Source organism: Pseudomonas sp. Fl5BN2, assembly GCF_009908205.1.
Classification (GTDB): Bacteria; Pseudomonadota; Gammaproteobacteria; order Pseudomonadales; family Pseudomonadaceae; genus Aquipseudomonas.
Genome location: NZ_JAAARL010000012.1, coordinates 61,573 through 75,139, shown reverse-complemented (window position 1 = coordinate 75,139; position 13,567 = coordinate 61,573). Strand labels below are relative to the sequence as shown.

General features: G+C 63.4%; 11 protein-coding genes. 5 read left to right on the top strand and 6 right to left on the bottom strand.

The window, feature by feature from the left end; genetic code table 11:
* Positions 1–42: 42 nt before the first annotated feature.
* On the top strand, positions 43–1,356 hold the full coding sequence (locus GV819_RS17980; RefSeq protein WP_161757394.1) for a leucine-rich repeat-containing protein kinase family protein: 1,314 nt from the start codon (positions 43–45) through the stop codon (positions 1,354–1,356).
* Between the two features lie 76 nt (positions 1,357–1,432).
* Here the strand turns inward: GV819_RS17980 and GV819_RS17975 are convergent, their stop codons facing one another.
* The 3 genes from GV819_RS17975 to GV819_RS17965 form a co-directional block, all read right to left on the bottom strand.
* Entirely contained in the window at positions 1,433–2,137 is a 705-nt protein-coding gene (locus GV819_RS17975) for a YebC/PmpR family DNA-binding transcriptional regulator (protein WP_161757393.1), read from the bottom strand.
* 108 nt (positions 2,138–2,245) lie between these two features.
* Positions 2,246–3,637 (bottom strand): FAD-dependent oxidoreductase, encoded by a 1,392-nt coding sequence (locus GV819_RS17970; RefSeq protein ID WP_161757392.1) that lies wholly within the window; start codon positions 3,635–3,637, stop codon positions 2,246–2,248.
* Positions 3,638–3,719: 82 nt separating this feature from the next.
* Positions 3,720–5,045: an MFS transporter gene (locus GV819_RS17965; protein ID WP_161757391.1), complete on the bottom strand. Its 1,326-nt coding sequence runs from the start codon at positions 5,043–5,045 to the stop codon at positions 3,720–3,722.
* Positions 5,046–5,332: 287 nt separating this feature from the next.
* Between GV819_RS17965 and GV819_RS17960 the strand changes: the two genes are divergently transcribed.
* Positions 5,333–6,220, top strand: coding sequence for a LysR family transcriptional regulator (locus GV819_RS17960; protein ID WP_161757390.1), 888 nt, complete (start codon positions 5,333–5,335; stop codon positions 6,218–6,220).
* A 124-nt stretch (positions 6,221–6,344) separates the two neighbouring features.
* On the opposite strand, the gene GV819_RS17955 is transcribed toward GV819_RS17960, so the two are convergent.
* Positions 6,345–7,205, bottom strand: coding sequence for a LysR substrate-binding domain-containing protein (locus GV819_RS17955; protein ID WP_161757389.1), 861 nt, complete (start codon positions 7,203–7,205; stop codon positions 6,345–6,347).
* A gap of 110 nt (positions 7,206–7,315) precedes the next feature.
* Here GV819_RS17955 and GV819_RS17950 point away from each other — a divergent pair, with 110 nt between their 5' ends.
* The 3 genes from GV819_RS17950 to GV819_RS17940 all read left to right on the top strand — a co-directional run bounded on the left by GV819_RS17950 (position 7,316) and on the right by GV819_RS17940 (position 10,124).
* Positions 7,316–8,425, top strand: a complete 1,110-nt coding sequence (locus GV819_RS17950; RefSeq protein ID WP_161757388.1) for a 2-aminoethylphosphonate--pyruvate transaminase — start codon at positions 7,316–7,318, stop codon at positions 8,423–8,425.
* A gap of 117 nt (positions 8,426–8,542) precedes the next feature.
* Positions 8,543–9,370, top strand: coding sequence for a phosphonoacetaldehyde hydrolase (phnX, locus tag GV819_RS17945; protein WP_161757387.1), 828 nt, complete (start codon positions 8,543–8,545; stop codon positions 9,368–9,370).
* Positions 9,371–9,569: 199 nt separating this feature from the next.
* Entirely contained in the window at positions 9,570–10,124 is a 555-nt protein-coding gene (locus tag GV819_RS17940; protein ID WP_161757386.1) for a cytochrome b, read from the top strand.
* Here the strand turns inward: GV819_RS17940 and GV819_RS17935 are convergent.
* Together GV819_RS17935 and GV819_RS17930 are read right to left on the bottom strand one after the other, a co-directional pair.
* Positions 10,115–11,044, bottom strand: a complete 930-nt coding sequence (locus tag GV819_RS17935; protein WP_161757385.1) for a 1-aminocyclopropane-1-carboxylate deaminase/D-cysteine desulfhydrase — start codon at positions 11,042–11,044, stop codon at positions 10,115–10,117. The two genes, GV819_RS17940 and GV819_RS17935, sit on opposite strands and share 10 nt — an antisense overlap.
* Before the next feature lie 257 nt (positions 11,045–11,301).
* On the bottom strand, positions 11,302–13,341 hold the full coding sequence (locus GV819_RS17930; protein WP_161757384.1) for an NADPH-dependent 2,4-dienoyl-CoA reductase: 2,040 nt from the start codon (positions 13,339–13,341) through the stop codon (positions 11,302–11,304).
* Positions 13,342–13,567: the final 226 nt, after the last annotated feature.

Here is a 13,567-nt window from a genome sequence, read left to right as displayed (position 1 = left end):
TCCTGCTGCCCCTTCCCCCTGTTTCGAGTGCTGACGCTGTTCATGGATACCCTTGCCCAACTGCGGGCCGGCCAATTGGCCGGAATCAAACGCCTGGACCTGTCCTGCGGGCTGACCGAGTTCCCCCGGGAGATCTTCGATCTCGCCGACTCCCTGGAAATTCTCAACCTCAGCGGCAATGCGCTAAGCAGCCTGCCCGACGACCTGCACCGGCTCACCCGCCTGCGCATCCTGTTCTGTTCGGACAACCGGTTCGATGAAGTGCCGGCCTGCATCGGCCAATGTGCACAACTGAGCATGATCGGCTTCAAGGCCAACCGTATCGAACGGGTGCCGGCCGCTGCCCTGCCGCCGCAACTGCGCTGGCTGATCCTCACCGACAACCGCATCAGCGAGTTGCCGGAAGAGCTGGGCAACCGCCCGCTGCTGCAAAAGCTCATGCTGGCCGGCAACCGCCTGACCCAGCTACCCCAGAGCCTGAGCCAGTGCCACCGCCTGGAACTGCTGCGAATCGCCGCCAACCGCCTGAGCGCACTGCCGCCGTTCCTCCTGGCACTGCCAAGCCTGACCTGGCTGGCCTACGCCGGTAACCCGCTGGAATCGGAGGCGGACGCCAGTGCCCTGGAGTCCACCCCGAACATTCCCTGGAGCCAACTGACCCTGGAGCAGCGCTTGGGGGAAGGCGCCTCTGGGGTGATTCACCAGGCACAGTGGCAGCCGGCCGGACAACCGGCGCGAGTGGTGGCGGTCAAGCTGTACAAGGGCGAGATGACCAGCGACGGCTCGCCGCTGCATGAAATGAACGCCTGCATCAGCGCCGGGCTGCACCCGAACCTGATCCGGATCGAGGGCCGCATCGTTGATCATCCCCAGGAGCAGAATGGCCTGGTGATGCAGTTGATCGACTCCAGCTACGGCAACCTCGCCGCGCTACCGAGCCTGGACTCCTGTTCCCGCGACATCTACCCGGACGAAGCGCGCTACAGCGCTGCTGTAACCCTGCGCATTGCCCGTGGCATTGCCTCGGTGGGCGGCCACCTGCACGCCCAGGGCATTACCCACGGCGATCTCTACGGCCACAACATCTTGTGGAACGAACAAGGTGACTGCCTGTTGGGGGATTTTGGCGCGGCCTCCTTCCACGCCCAAGGCGATACCCCCGAAACCCGGGCGCTGCAACGCCTCGAAGTACGTGCCTTCGGGATCTTGCTGGAGGAGTTGCTGGAGCGAGGAGATGGCTCGCTGGCCTTCGAACAGCGACAGAAACTGCAAGCATTGGTGCAGAGCTGCTGTCAGCCAGAGGTACTGGCACGACCCGACTTCATGCAGGTGAGCCAGGTGTTGGAGGCTGTTTAAACGTTTCGCCGGCAAGCCGGCTTCTGCAAAACCCTGCAGAAGCCGGCTTGCCGGCGAAGGGCCGTCAGGGTCTGTCTTACCCAGCCAGGCCGACGAACATGTCCTGCACGTCGTCATGGTTGTCCAGGCCTTCGAGGAACGCCTCGACTTCGGCCATCTGCTCATCGCTCAGGCCCGTGACCGGGTTCTTCGGCTGGTAGCCGAGCTTGGCCGACAACACGGTGAAGCCTTGCTCCGGCAAGGCTTTCTGTACCGCATCGAGGTCTGCAGGCTCGGTCAGGAACAGGGTCGCGCCGTCTTCGCCCGGCTCAAAATCCTGGGCACCGGCCTCGATGGCCGCCAGTTCCGGATCGGCGTCCGGAGTGTCCGGCGCGGCTTCAATCATGCCCACATGGTTGAAGTCCCAGGACACCGAACCCGAAGCACCCAACTGGCCCTTGCGGAAAGCCACGCGGATTTCCGCCACGGTACGGTTGATGTTGTCGGTCACGCATTCAACGATCAGCGGCACCTGGTGCGGGGCGAAACCTTCGTAGGTCACGCGGTGGTACTGCACGGTTTCACCCAGTTGACCCGAACCTTTCTTGATTGCGCGCTCAAGGGTCTCACGAGGCATCGAGGCTTTCTTGGCCTGCTCGACCACCAGCCGCAGGTGGGCGTTGGTACTGATATCAGCGCCGTTACGTGCGGCAATAGTGATCTCTTTCACCAGCTTGCCGAAGATCTTGCCCTTGGCATTGGCTGCCGCTTCTTTGTGTTTAACCTTCCACTGTGCGCCCATTACTCACTCTCTTGATCTATGGCGTCGAGTTGGATTTGGCCGACGCGATGGGCAAGTTTATACGTCCTCAAGGCCCTGATCGACCAAAAAGTCGGTGTTCCTCCGGCTTCAGCCCTTGTCGGCCTTGCCTGCCGCAGCGGCAAATCGCGCCAGACGCACATCCAGATGGCGCGGCCGGCGGCCATGATCCTCGGCGCGTTCCTTGCGGCGGATGGCGTTGCGCACCAGCAACGAGCCCAAGTAGCGGATCGGCTCCGGGGGGAAGTAACCCAGGGGACCGCTGACCAGCGGCGAACGGGTCCAGGGATTGTCCAGGCCCTGTACCAGCGAGGCGAGAATCTGCCCGCCCATATGGCAGGGGCCGACGCCGCTGCCGGAATAGCCAAAACCATAGAAGACATTGCCGGCGCGGCTCATCTGGCCGAAGAACGGCAAACCGGTGACCGATCGATCCGACGGACCGTTCCAGGTGGCCGCCACCGGCACCTCGGCAAACGCCGGGAAGAACTGCCCCAGGCTCTGCTTGAGCAAGCTGGCGCAAGGCGATGGCTGGTCGAACACCGGCAACATCCGGCCGCCGTAGGCAAAGGTGTTACCGCCCTTGCCGAGCATGATCCGGCCGTCCGGGGTGTTGTGGTAGTAGTGCACGAAAATCCGCGAATCCAGCACCGTCACCCCACTAGTGAGACCGATCTGCTGCAACAGCTGCGGGCGCGGCTCGGTGATCAGCATGTCACTGGAAACGATCGCCACGCTGCGCTCGAACTGCGCGAAGGCCCGGGCCATCCAGGCATTCATCGCCAGCACCACGCGCTCGGCACAGATCTGCCCCCGAGGCGTGCGCAACCGCGCCGGACAGCCCTCCTCCAGCCCGGTCATGGCGGTGTTCTCGTGGACTCTCACCCCCAGTTGCAAGGCCACCCGACGCAGTCCACGCACCAGCAGCCCCGGCTGCACGCTGGCAGCGGCCGGTGAATACCAGCCTTCCAGGTGCTGACGGGAACCGGCCATGCGCTGCACATCGGCCACCGAACGCTTCTCGAAGGAGTTGATGCCCCGGCGCTCCAGCGCGGCAATCACCCCGTCGGTGGAGCCGACCTGGGCCTGGTTAGTGGCGGTGTACAAGGTGCCGTCGAGACGAAAGTGCGCATCCACCCCGTAACGCTCACAGAAGGCGCCGATGGCATGGATGCTCTGCTCCGATTCCTTGACCAGGCGCACCGCCTCCTCGATGCCGAACAGACGCTCCAGGGTGAAGTACTTGGCCGACCAGGACAGCGCGCAGCCACCGTTGCGCCCGCTGGCACCGGCGCCGCAGATATCGGCCTCGATCAACAGTACATCCAGCCCGGGGTTCTGCTCCTTGAGCATGATCGCGGTCCACAGCCCGGTATAACCGCCGCCGACAATCGCCACCTCGCAGGTGGTATCGCCTTGCAGCGGCGGGCAAGCGTCCGGGTTTTCCTGTTGCAGGGCCTGTTCCAGCCAGAAAGGTCGCATGGTGAATCTCCAGGAAGCAATGGCCGGCCAGCTCCTAGCAACACCTCGCAGGAGCCGGCTTGCCGGCGAAGAAGCCCGAAAGTCAGGAGCGCAATGGCTTGATCAACAACGGTTCATTGGGAACCATCCCGTGCACCGGTTCGACCCCATCGGGTCGACTGTTCCAGTACGGCATCAGCAACAGCGCCGAGGCCAGGGCGCAACCGGCAAACACGATGAACACCGTGACCGTGTCGAAGTAACCCGGGAGCAAACCACCGAGCACCGCCCCCACCGACCCGCAGCCATTGACGAACCCCGCCGCCGTGGCCCCGGCCTTGGCCGAGCCGAAATCAATGGCCGCAGCGCCACTGATCATCGAATCCGGCCCGTACAGGGTCAGGCCCATGAAAAACAGCAGCACCATCACCAGCACCACACTGCCGGTGTGCAGCACTCCCATGAACAACACCAGGGACACGGTCAGCGCCAACAGGCTGAGGACACAGGCCGGCATGCGCCGGGCGCCAAACAGCTTGTCCGAAGCCAGGCCGATCATGATCGGACCCAGCAACCCGGCCAGTTCGAAGGTGGTAGGCACGATCGCCGCCCCCACCTTGCCCACCGAAGGCATCTGTTCGTAGACGATCACCGGCCCCCACAACAGGATCGCGTAGCGCGCCGGCTTGAGCAGGAAGTACGCCAGCCCGAGGACCAGCACCGTGCGGTTACGCAGGATCTCCCGCAGCGGCTCCCAGACACTCAGGCGGCGCTCGGCGGCATCCTCTTCGGCGCTCTGCGGCGGCAAAGGCTCCACCGCCGGCAACCCCACGTCCTGGGGGGTGTTGCGCTGGAAGATGAAAAACAGCACGGCGGTCAGAGCAACCACGACGGCACTGGAAATGAACGCCGCGTGCCAGGTGCCCATCAGGGTATAGGCCCACCAGCCGGCAAAGGGCGAGGCCACCAGGCCGCCAAAGGCGTAGCAGGAGCTCCACAATCCGAGGACCCGGCCACGTTGATCGGCGGGAAAGAAACTGCCGATGTTCTTGCACAGCCCGGACCAGCCCGTGGACTGCGCCAGCCCCTGGATCAGCATGCAGGTAGCGAAGATCGGCAAGGTGGCGAAGCTGCCCATGACCAGGGCCGCAGCGGCGGATACCAGCAAGCCGCCGAGCACCACCACTCGGGGGCCGAAACGGTCGGCGAGGATCCCCCAAGTGAACTGGCCCACTGCATACGCCGCCAGGTAGATGGCGTCGAGGTTGGCCATGGCCATCTTGTCCAGGGTGAAATCGGCATCGTCGGCGATGCCCAGCTTGGCCACGGAAAAAGCTTTGCGAGTGAAGTAGAACGCCGCGTAGGCGATCCAGGTGATAGCGAAAATCTGCACGCGCCAACGTTTGAGAGTGCCAATCTGCTTGTTCATTGTGGTTCTGACCTCAGGGTGAGTGTGCCGGCAGAATGAGGAGCAAACGCCTGTGTTTTTTATTGTTGAGCACTGCAGCAGAGCCCTTGAGGCGGGCACTGCTGGTCAGATGAGTCCTGTTGCTTTCCCTGTTTCGGGACTTGGAGGTGCACGCACAGGCATCAGGGCCAGGCGGCGGTCGACTGACCGGTCACCAGGCCTTGAAAGATGGAAGCAATTACGGACTAATAAGTGAAATCGATTTATCGTATTTCAAATATAAGTTCAGATTGTAAGAGGACCTGCCCGTGTCGGTTTCCCATGCACAGTTGAAAGCCTTCCATGCAGTGGCCGTGCACGGCAGCTTCACCAGGGCCGCCGAGCGCCTGTACCTGACCCAGCCGGCGATTTCCGATCAGGTACGCAAGCTTGAGGAGCGCTTTGGCGTCTTGTTGTTTCATCGCAACAAACGCTCGGTACGCCTCACCGACCTCGGCGAGCGCTTGCTGGGCATCACCCAGCGCCTGTTCGTGGTGGAGGCCGAAGCCAAGGAGTTGTTGCAGGACTCCCAGGCCCTGCAGACCGGCAGCCTGGTGCTGGCGGTGGACGCACCGGTGCACGTACTGCCGCAGATCGCGCGTTTCTGCGAGCGCTACCCCGGGATCAATGTGAAGATCGAGACCGGCAACACCGACGAATCCCTGCTGCGCCTGTTCAACTACCAGGCCGACCTGGCATTGCTCGGCCGTGAGGTCAACGACGAACGTCTGCTGTCGCTGACCCTGCGCAACGACCCGATGGTGGCGTTTGTCTCCCGCCATCACCCTTGGGCCGACCGTCAGTCCATCTGCCTGGCGGATCTGGACGACACCCCGCTGGTGCTGCGGGAAGTCGGCTCGGTGACTCGCCAGACCCTGGAAGAAGAGATGAATCGCGCCGGTTTGCGGATTCGCCCGACCATCCAGGTCGAAGGCCGTGAAGCGGCGCGCGAGGCAGTGGTGGTGGGGATTGGCGTGGGCGTGGTCTCGGCGGCCGAATTTGGCGCTGACTCGCGGGTCTGCGCCCTGCCGATCATCGACTGTCAGCGGCGCATGACAGAAACCCTGGTATGCCTGCGGGAACAGAGTTCACGGCGCATCGTCGCGACCTTCCTCGACCTCGTCCGCGAAAGCCTGGGCTCCCCCACCGCCCCGTAGGAGCCGGCTTGCCGGCGAAGGCGATCGCCCAGGCACCGCTACTGCAGAAGCCTGGCTTGCCGGAAAAGGCGATCTTTCGGGGCTCTTCGCTGGCAAGCCTGCTCCTACAAGAGTGGAGGCGGGCTCAGGCGGGAGCCAGGGCGAAAAACGCCCGGATCAAACGCAGGTCCCGGCGTCGCGCCATGCATCCGATCATGTGCCGGTTGACCAGCCCGGCACCACGAATCGGCACGGTACGCACCCGCGGGTCGTGGCCGACTTCCACCGAACTGACGACCCCCACCCCCAACTGCGCCGCCACCGCCTCGGTCACCGCTTCGCGGCTGTCCAGCTCCAGCAGCACCCGGGGTTGGACCTTGGCCAGCGCGCAGGCCTCATCGAAGGTGCGCCGAGTGATGGAGCTGGGCTCACGCAGCACCATGATCACCTGATCCAGCTGCTCGATCGCAATGCCTTCAGGCAGCTCCAGCCAAGGATGCCCCTCGGGCACCAGGGCACACATCCGAGATTCGCCCAGGCTTTGCAGGTGCAGGCCCTTGCGCGCCTCGACCTCGGTCAGTACCGCCACGTCGGCATATTCGGATAACAGCGCCGCCAGGGTTTCCTGGGCATTGCCCAGGCGCAGGTTGACCGTCACCCCCGGGTAGCGCAGCCGCAGGCTGGCCAGCATTGGCATGACCAGGTGCGGGCCGTCCGCGGCCACCTCCAGGCGCCCGGTGAGCAACTGCCGATTGGCCTCCAGCAGCACCTGGGCCTCTTCCGCCAGGCCGAACATGGCCCGGGTAATCGCCGCCAGCTTGATGCCTTCCTCAGTCAGCTCCACCCGTCGAGCGGTGCGTCGCAGCAAAGTGATCTGGTAATGCTCTTCCAGGGCCTTGATATGCCCGGTGACCGCCGGTTGGCTAATGAACAGCCGCGCCGCCGCCCGGGTGAAGCTGCCTTCACGGGCCACGGCGTCGAATGCACGGAGTTGAAACAGGTTCATAGCTATCGGCCTCACTGATGGCAGGCATAACAACAAACAATTTGATTGATGACAAGGCAAACTGCAATTTAGTCCCCGTAGCTTCAGCCCATCTTTCTCGAGGACACAGCATGAGCATCGCCGAGCCAATCCTGCTCACCCCCGGTCCCTTGACCACCTCCGCCCGTACCCGCCAGGCGATGCTGGTGGACTGGGGTTCATGGGATGAGCGGTTCAACCAGCTGACTGCCAGCCTGTGCCAACAACTGCTGGCTATCGTCAACGGCGCTGACAGCCACCACTGCGTGCCCCTGCAAGGCAGCGGTACCTTTGCCGTGGAAGCGGCTATCGGCACCCTGGTCCCGCGGGACGGCAAGGTCCTGGTGCTGATCAACGGTGCCTACGGCCAGCGCCTGGCAAAGATCTGCGAAGTGCTCGGCCGCGACTTCAGCACCTTTGCAACCGCCGAGGACCAACCCACCACCGCCGCCGATGTCGAGCGCCTGCTCCAGGCCGACAGCGCCATCACCCACGTAGCGCTGATCCACTGTGAAACCAGCACCGGCATCCTCAACCCGCTGCCGGAGATCGCCCAGCTCGTCGCCCGTCACGGCAAGCGCCTGATCATCGACGCCATGAGTTCCTTCGGCGCCCTGCCCATCGACGCCCACAAGATCCCCTTCGAGGCGCTGATCGCCGCCTCCGGCAAATGCCTGGAAGGTGTGCCCGGCATGGGCTTCGTCTTCACCTACAAGGACTCCCTGGCCCAGGCCGCAGGCAACGCCCATTCCCTGGCCATGGACCTCTACGATCAGCACAACTACATGGCCAAGACGGGTCAATGGCGCTTCACCCCGCCGACCCACATCGTCGCCGCGCTGCACGAAGCGCTGCTGCAATACCACGAGGAAGGTGGCCTGCCCGCACGCCATGCGCGCTACGCCGACAATTGCCAGACACTGCTGGATGGCATGGCCGGACTGGGCCTGCGCAGCTTCCTGCCAGCATCGATCCAGGCACCGATCATCGTCACCTTCCATGCCCCGCGAGACCCGCACTACCAGTTCAAGGACTTCTATGAACGGGTCAAGGCCAAGGGTTTCATCCTCTACCCGGGCAAGCTGACCCAGGTCGAAACCTTTCGCGTGGGCTGCATCGGCCATGTCGACCGCCATGGCATGCAGGCCGCCATCGCCGCCATCGCTGAAGTGCTGCGAGAAATGGAAGTCCTGGACATTTGATCCGCTACCGAGCGCTTTTCTATGGAAAAGGCCTGTAGGAGCTGGCTTGCCAGCGAACCGGCCTGCGCAATCCCCGCTTTCTTACCCCGGCCTCACGCCGCAACAGGAATCCGCCCCATGAACTACCGCAACCCCACCCAGCTGCAAGCCGTCATCCTCGACTGGGCCGGCACCGTGGTCGACTTCGGCTCCTTCGCCCCGACCCAGATCTTTGTCGAAGCCTTTGCCGAGTTCGATGTCCAAGTGTCTATCGAAGAAGCCCGTGGCCCGATGGGCATGGGCAAATGGGAGCACATCCGCACCCTGTGCAACCTGCCGGACGTGGCCGAGCGCTACCGCAAGGTCTTCGGTCGCACCCCGACCGATGCCGACGTCACAGCCCTCTACGAGCGCTTCATGCCGCTGCAGATCGACAAGATCGCCGAGCACTCAGCGCTGATCCCCGGCGCCCTGGAGGTCATCGCCAAGCTGCGCGAGCAAGGGATCAAGATCGGCTCCTGTTCCGGCTACCCCAAGCAAGTGATGGACAAGGTGGTGGCCCTGGCCGCCAGCAACGGCTACGTCGCCGACCACGTAGTGGCCACTGACGAAGTGCCCAACGGCCGCCCTTGGCCGGCCCAGGCCCTGGCTAATGTGATTGCCCTGGGCATCGACGATGTCGCCGCCTGCGTGAAGATCGACGACACCGTGCCGGGAATTCTCGAAGGCCGCCGCGCCGGCATGTGGACCGTGGCCCTGGCGTGTTCAGGCAACGCCCTGGGCCTGACCTACGACGCCTACCAGGCCCTCACCAGCGACGCCCTGGCCACCGAGCGCACGCGCATCCACGCGCTGTTCGAGGGCTCGCGCCCGCACTACATGATCGACACCATCGCCGATCTGCCGCACGTCATCACCGATATCAACCAGCGCCTGGCACGGGGAGAAATGCCCCAGAGCAACTGAGCAAGTAATGCGGCCAGTTGAAAAGCGGCGGCACCACCCGGTTCCGCCGTTTTTTATTGGTAACGAGCGGCGCAGAGCCCCGGGCAACGCAATAAAAGCCACGAGCAGCTCAGGCAAACCGGCGGAAAGCGGATTACAGTTAAAGCACTCCGTCATTCAAGAACGGAGGCTTCAGACCTGCTGACCGAGGAATACCCGTATGCCCTGGAAAAACACCGACGCGCGTTACAGTACCGTGTCGATCGCATTGCATTGGCTGATGCTGGTGTTGCTGGCGGTGGTTTACGCCTGCATCGAATTTCGCGGCATATTTCCCAAGGGCAGTGGTGGTCGCACGCTGATTACCGAAGCCCACTTCATGCTGGGCCTGACCGTGTTCGTGCTGGTCTGGCTGCGCCTGTTCGCCCGCACCCAGGGCGTGGCACCGAAGATCGTGCCCACTCCACCACTCTGGCAGAAGCTGTTGTCAACGCTGATGCACTGGGCGCTGTACCTGTTCATGATCGCCATGCCGATCCTCGGCTGGCTGACCACCAGCGCCAAGGGCCATCAAGTGATGTTCTACGGTCTCGATCTGCCGCTGCTGGTGGAGGAAAACAAAACCCTGGCCAAGCAATTCCAGGGCTGGCACGAACTGCTGGGGACTATCGGCTATTGGCTGATCGGCCTGCACGCCCTGGCCGGGTTGTACCATCACTACGTGATGCGCGATAACACCTTGCAACGGATGTGGCGCAAACGCGGTCAGGCCTGATCCATCAGTGCCCGGCGGCCCTGCAAGCCGCCGGTGTGCACGAAAACCAACCGGCAGCCTGCAGCGAATCGCCCGGCCTGGACCTGCTCCTGCAGGGCCAGCAAGGCCTTGCCGGTGTACAGCGGTTCCAGTGGCAGCGCACTGTGTTGCTCGGTGAGTTGGATAAATGCCCGTAAATCCCCGTCAACCTTGGCAAAGCCGCCACGACTGCTGTCCAGCAGTTCATAACGACCGCAGTCCTGTTCGGCTTCTCGCAAAATGCCCTGTACTTGCTGCGCCACCCCATGATCTTCCGGAACTGCCAACGCGCCATACACCGGATGCGCACCGGCCTCCGCCAGCACCAACCCGGCCAGGGTGGTGCCGGTACCGGCAGCCAGCCACCAACCGTGATAGTCGGCCCAGCCGAGGGCCGGCAACTGCTGCCGCACCTGTTGCAGCAATTGCATGCAGCCGGATGCACCGGCCAGGCCGCCACCGCCCTCGGGGACTGGGTAAAGCGCTGGATACTGCGCCTGCCAGGGCGCCCAGAAACCCGCCTCGTGCCGCGCCCGATAACCGGCGTAGCCTAGCCAATGCAGTTGCATGCCAAAACGCTGCAAATCGAGCACCGTCGGGGTGTCTTGGGGATGACCGCGCAACAGCCCGACCGTGCTGAAGGCAAAACGCTGACCGGCGGCGGCCAACGCATGCAGATGATTGGAGTGGGCACCGCCGAGGCTGATGATGCCTTGGGCACCGGCCAGGCGCGCCGCCGCCAAATGCTCGATCAGCTTGAACCACTTGTTGCCGGAAATCAGCGGATCGATCAGGTCCAGGCGCAACACCGCCACCTCGACCTCGGCCTGGGACAGCCAGTCCAGCTCCAGCCGTTGCAGCGGTGCATGGGGTAACCAATCGAAGGAATCGGCAAACGACATCGGCGGCGGGTTCAGTGAGCAAGGGAGCGCAGTCTAGCAGCGCGGACCCCTGACCAGCGTTGTTACCACGCTTGGCTCAGCACAGGCTGCGATCGAGTGCGCAGAACGCGCGAGTTCAGGCAACTGAGTCTGTCAGTTGAAGTGCCCTGGCTCAGAGGATGAGTCTTGCTACGAAATACCGCCCAGCCCGATCGCAGCGAGCGGTGGGGATGGGAGATACAGCGGCCGCGGAGGGCCGCTGCGATGGGAGCTTGTCGTTACAGCTCGGCCGCCAGGCGCGAACCCTGGTTGATGGCGCGCTTGGCATCCAGCTCGGCGGCCACGTCAGCGCCGCCGATCAGGTGCACATTCTGCCCCGCGGCCACCAGGCCATCCTGTAACTCGCGCAGCGGATCCTGGCCGGCGCAGATGACGATGTTGTCCACCGCCAGCACCTGGGGTTCGCCTGCCTCGCCGATGCGAATGTGCAAACCGGCATCGTCGATCTTCAGGTACTCGACGCTGTTGAGCATCTGCACCTGCTTATTCTTCAGACCGGTGCGGTGGATCCAGCCGGTGGTCTTGCCCAGGCCATCGCCGACCTTGGTCTTTTTCCGCTGCAACAGGAACACCTGGCGCGCCGGTGCATGGGGCTCGGGCTTGATCCCGGCCACACCACCACGAGCTTCAAGCTGGGTGTCGATGCCCCACTCTTTCCAGAACGCCTGGCGATCCTGGCTGGTGGCCACGCCCTGGTGCACCAGGAACTCGGAAACATCGAAGCCGATGCCGCCGGCGCCGATCACCGCCACGCTCTTGCCCACCGGCTTGCGCTCCAGCAACACATCCAGGTAGCTCAGGACCTTGGGGCTCTCCACCCCGGGAATCGCCGGTAGCCGAGGCGCGATACCGGTGGCCAGGATGATTTCGTCAAAATCGCCCGCCACCAGTTGCTCGACATCGACCCGGGTGTTGAGGCACAGCTCGACGTGGGTGGTCTGCAGCTTGCGCTTGAAGTAGCGCAGGGTCTCGAAGAACTCCTCCTTGCCCGGCACCCGCTTGGCCACGTTGAACTGGCCGCCGATCTCACTCGCAGAGTCGAACAGGGTCACCTGGTGCCCGCGCTCGGCAGCCACCGTGGCGGCGGACAGACCGGCCGGGCCGGCACCGACCACGGCGATCTTCTTGATCTGCGTGACCGGCAGGTAATTCAGCTCGGTCTCGTGGCAGGCACGCGGGTTGACCAGGCAACTGGTCAGCTTGCCGCCGAAGGTGTGGTCCAGGCACGCCTGATTGCAGCCAATGCAGGTGTTGATCTCATCCGCACGGCCTTCGGCAGCCTTGTTGACGAAGTCCGGATCGGCGAGGAATGGCCGGGCCATGGAGACCATGTCGGCGTCGCCTTCGGCCAGGATCTGCTCGGCAATTTCCGGGGTGTTGATGCGGTTGGTGGTGATCAGTGGAATGCTCACCGAACCCCGCAGCTTGGCCGTGACCTTGCTGAATGCAGCGCGCGGCACCTTGGTGGCAATGGTCGGGATCCGCGCTTCGTGCCAGCCGATCCCGGTGTTGATGATGGTTGCGCCGGCCTGTTCGATGGCCTGGGCCAGTTGCACAATTTCATCCCAGGTGCTGCCACCTTCCACCAGGTCGAGCATCGACAGGCGGAAGATGATGATGAAGTTCGGACCTACCGCTTCACGCACCCGACGGACGATTTCCACCGGCAGGCGCATGCGGTTTTCATAGCTGCCACCCCAGCGGTCGGTACGGTGGTTGGTGTGGGCGGCGAGGAACTGGTTAATGAAATAACCTTCCGAGCCCATGATTTCGACGCCGTCGTACTCGGCCTTCTGGGCCAGGGTCGAACAGGTAACGAAATCGCGAATCTGCTTCTCGATGCCTTCCTCGTCCAGCTCCTTGGGCTTGAACGGGTTGATCGGTGCCTGGATCGCGCTCGGTGCTACTTGTTTGGGGCTGTAGGCATAACGCCCGGCGTGGAGGATCTGCATGCAGATCTTGCCGCCCGCCTCATGCACCGCCCGCGTGACGATCTGGTGCTTGAGTGCTTCTTCCTCGGTGGTCAGCTTGGCGGCACCGGAATACACCCCGCCCTCGTCGTTCGGGCCAATACCGCCGGTAACCATCAGGCCAACGCCACCCCGGGCGCGCTCGGCAAAATACGCAGCCATGCGTTCGAAGCCGCCGGGCTTCTCTTCCAGGCCGGTGTGCATCGAGCCCATCAGGGTACGGTTACGCAGGGTGGTGAACCCCAGGTCGAGGGGGGCCAGCAGGTGCGGGTAAGGTGCGGCAGCCATGGTGTCACTCCAGATCGGGCAATCACGGAAAATGTGGAAGCTCTGCGGCTTCCATCAGTAGTGCTCCACAGACTAAGAGCACAGCACCCGACGCTCAATGACCGTAACTGACAACTTAATGATCAAAATGTGCAGCGTCGTTGCGCAATCACTGGCCTGTGCACTCCCCGAAGTCCAGGTGAGAGGTCGCACTTCAAATCTGCTGACGTGTCGTTGTGAGCCGCGT

Bases quoted from the DNA above. Each gene is read 5' to 3' on its own strand.
- phnX (WP_161757387.1), top strand. From the start codon at position 8,543: ATGAACTACCGCAACCCCACCCAGCTGCAAGCCGTCATCCTCGACTGG.
- GV819_RS17955 (WP_161757389.1), bottom strand. From the start codon at position 7,205: ATGAACCTGTTTCAACTCCGTGCATTCGACGCCGTGGCCCGTGAAGGC.
- GV819_RS17935 (WP_161757385.1), bottom strand. From the start codon at position 11,044: ATGTCGTTTGCCGATTCCTTCGATTGGTTACCCCATGCACCGCTGCAA.
- GV819_RS17950 (WP_161757388.1), top strand. From the start codon at position 7,316: ATGAGCATCGCCGAGCCAATCCTGCTCACCCCCGGTCCCTTGACCACC.
- GV819_RS17940 (WP_161757386.1), top strand. From the start codon at position 9,570: ATGCCCTGGAAAAACACCGACGCGCGTTACAGTACCGTGTCGATCGCA.
- GV819_RS17970 (WP_161757392.1), bottom strand. From the start codon at position 3,637: ATGCGACCTTTCTGGCTGGAACAGGCCCTGCAACAGGAAAACCCGGAC.
- GV819_RS17975 (WP_161757393.1), bottom strand. From the start codon at position 2,137: ATGGGCGCACAGTGGAAGGTTAAACACAAAGAAGCGGCAGCCAATGCC.
- GV819_RS17965 (WP_161757391.1), bottom strand. From the start codon at position 5,045: ATGAACAAGCAGATTGGCACTCTCAAACGTTGGCGCGTGCAGATTTTC.
- GV819_RS17980 (WP_161757394.1), top strand. From the start codon at position 43: ATGGATACCCTTGCCCAACTGCGGGCCGGCCAATTGGCCGGAATCAAA.
- GV819_RS17930 (WP_161757384.1), bottom strand. From the start codon at position 13,341: ATGGCTGCCGCACCTTACCCGCACCTGCTGGCCCCCCTCGACCTGGGG.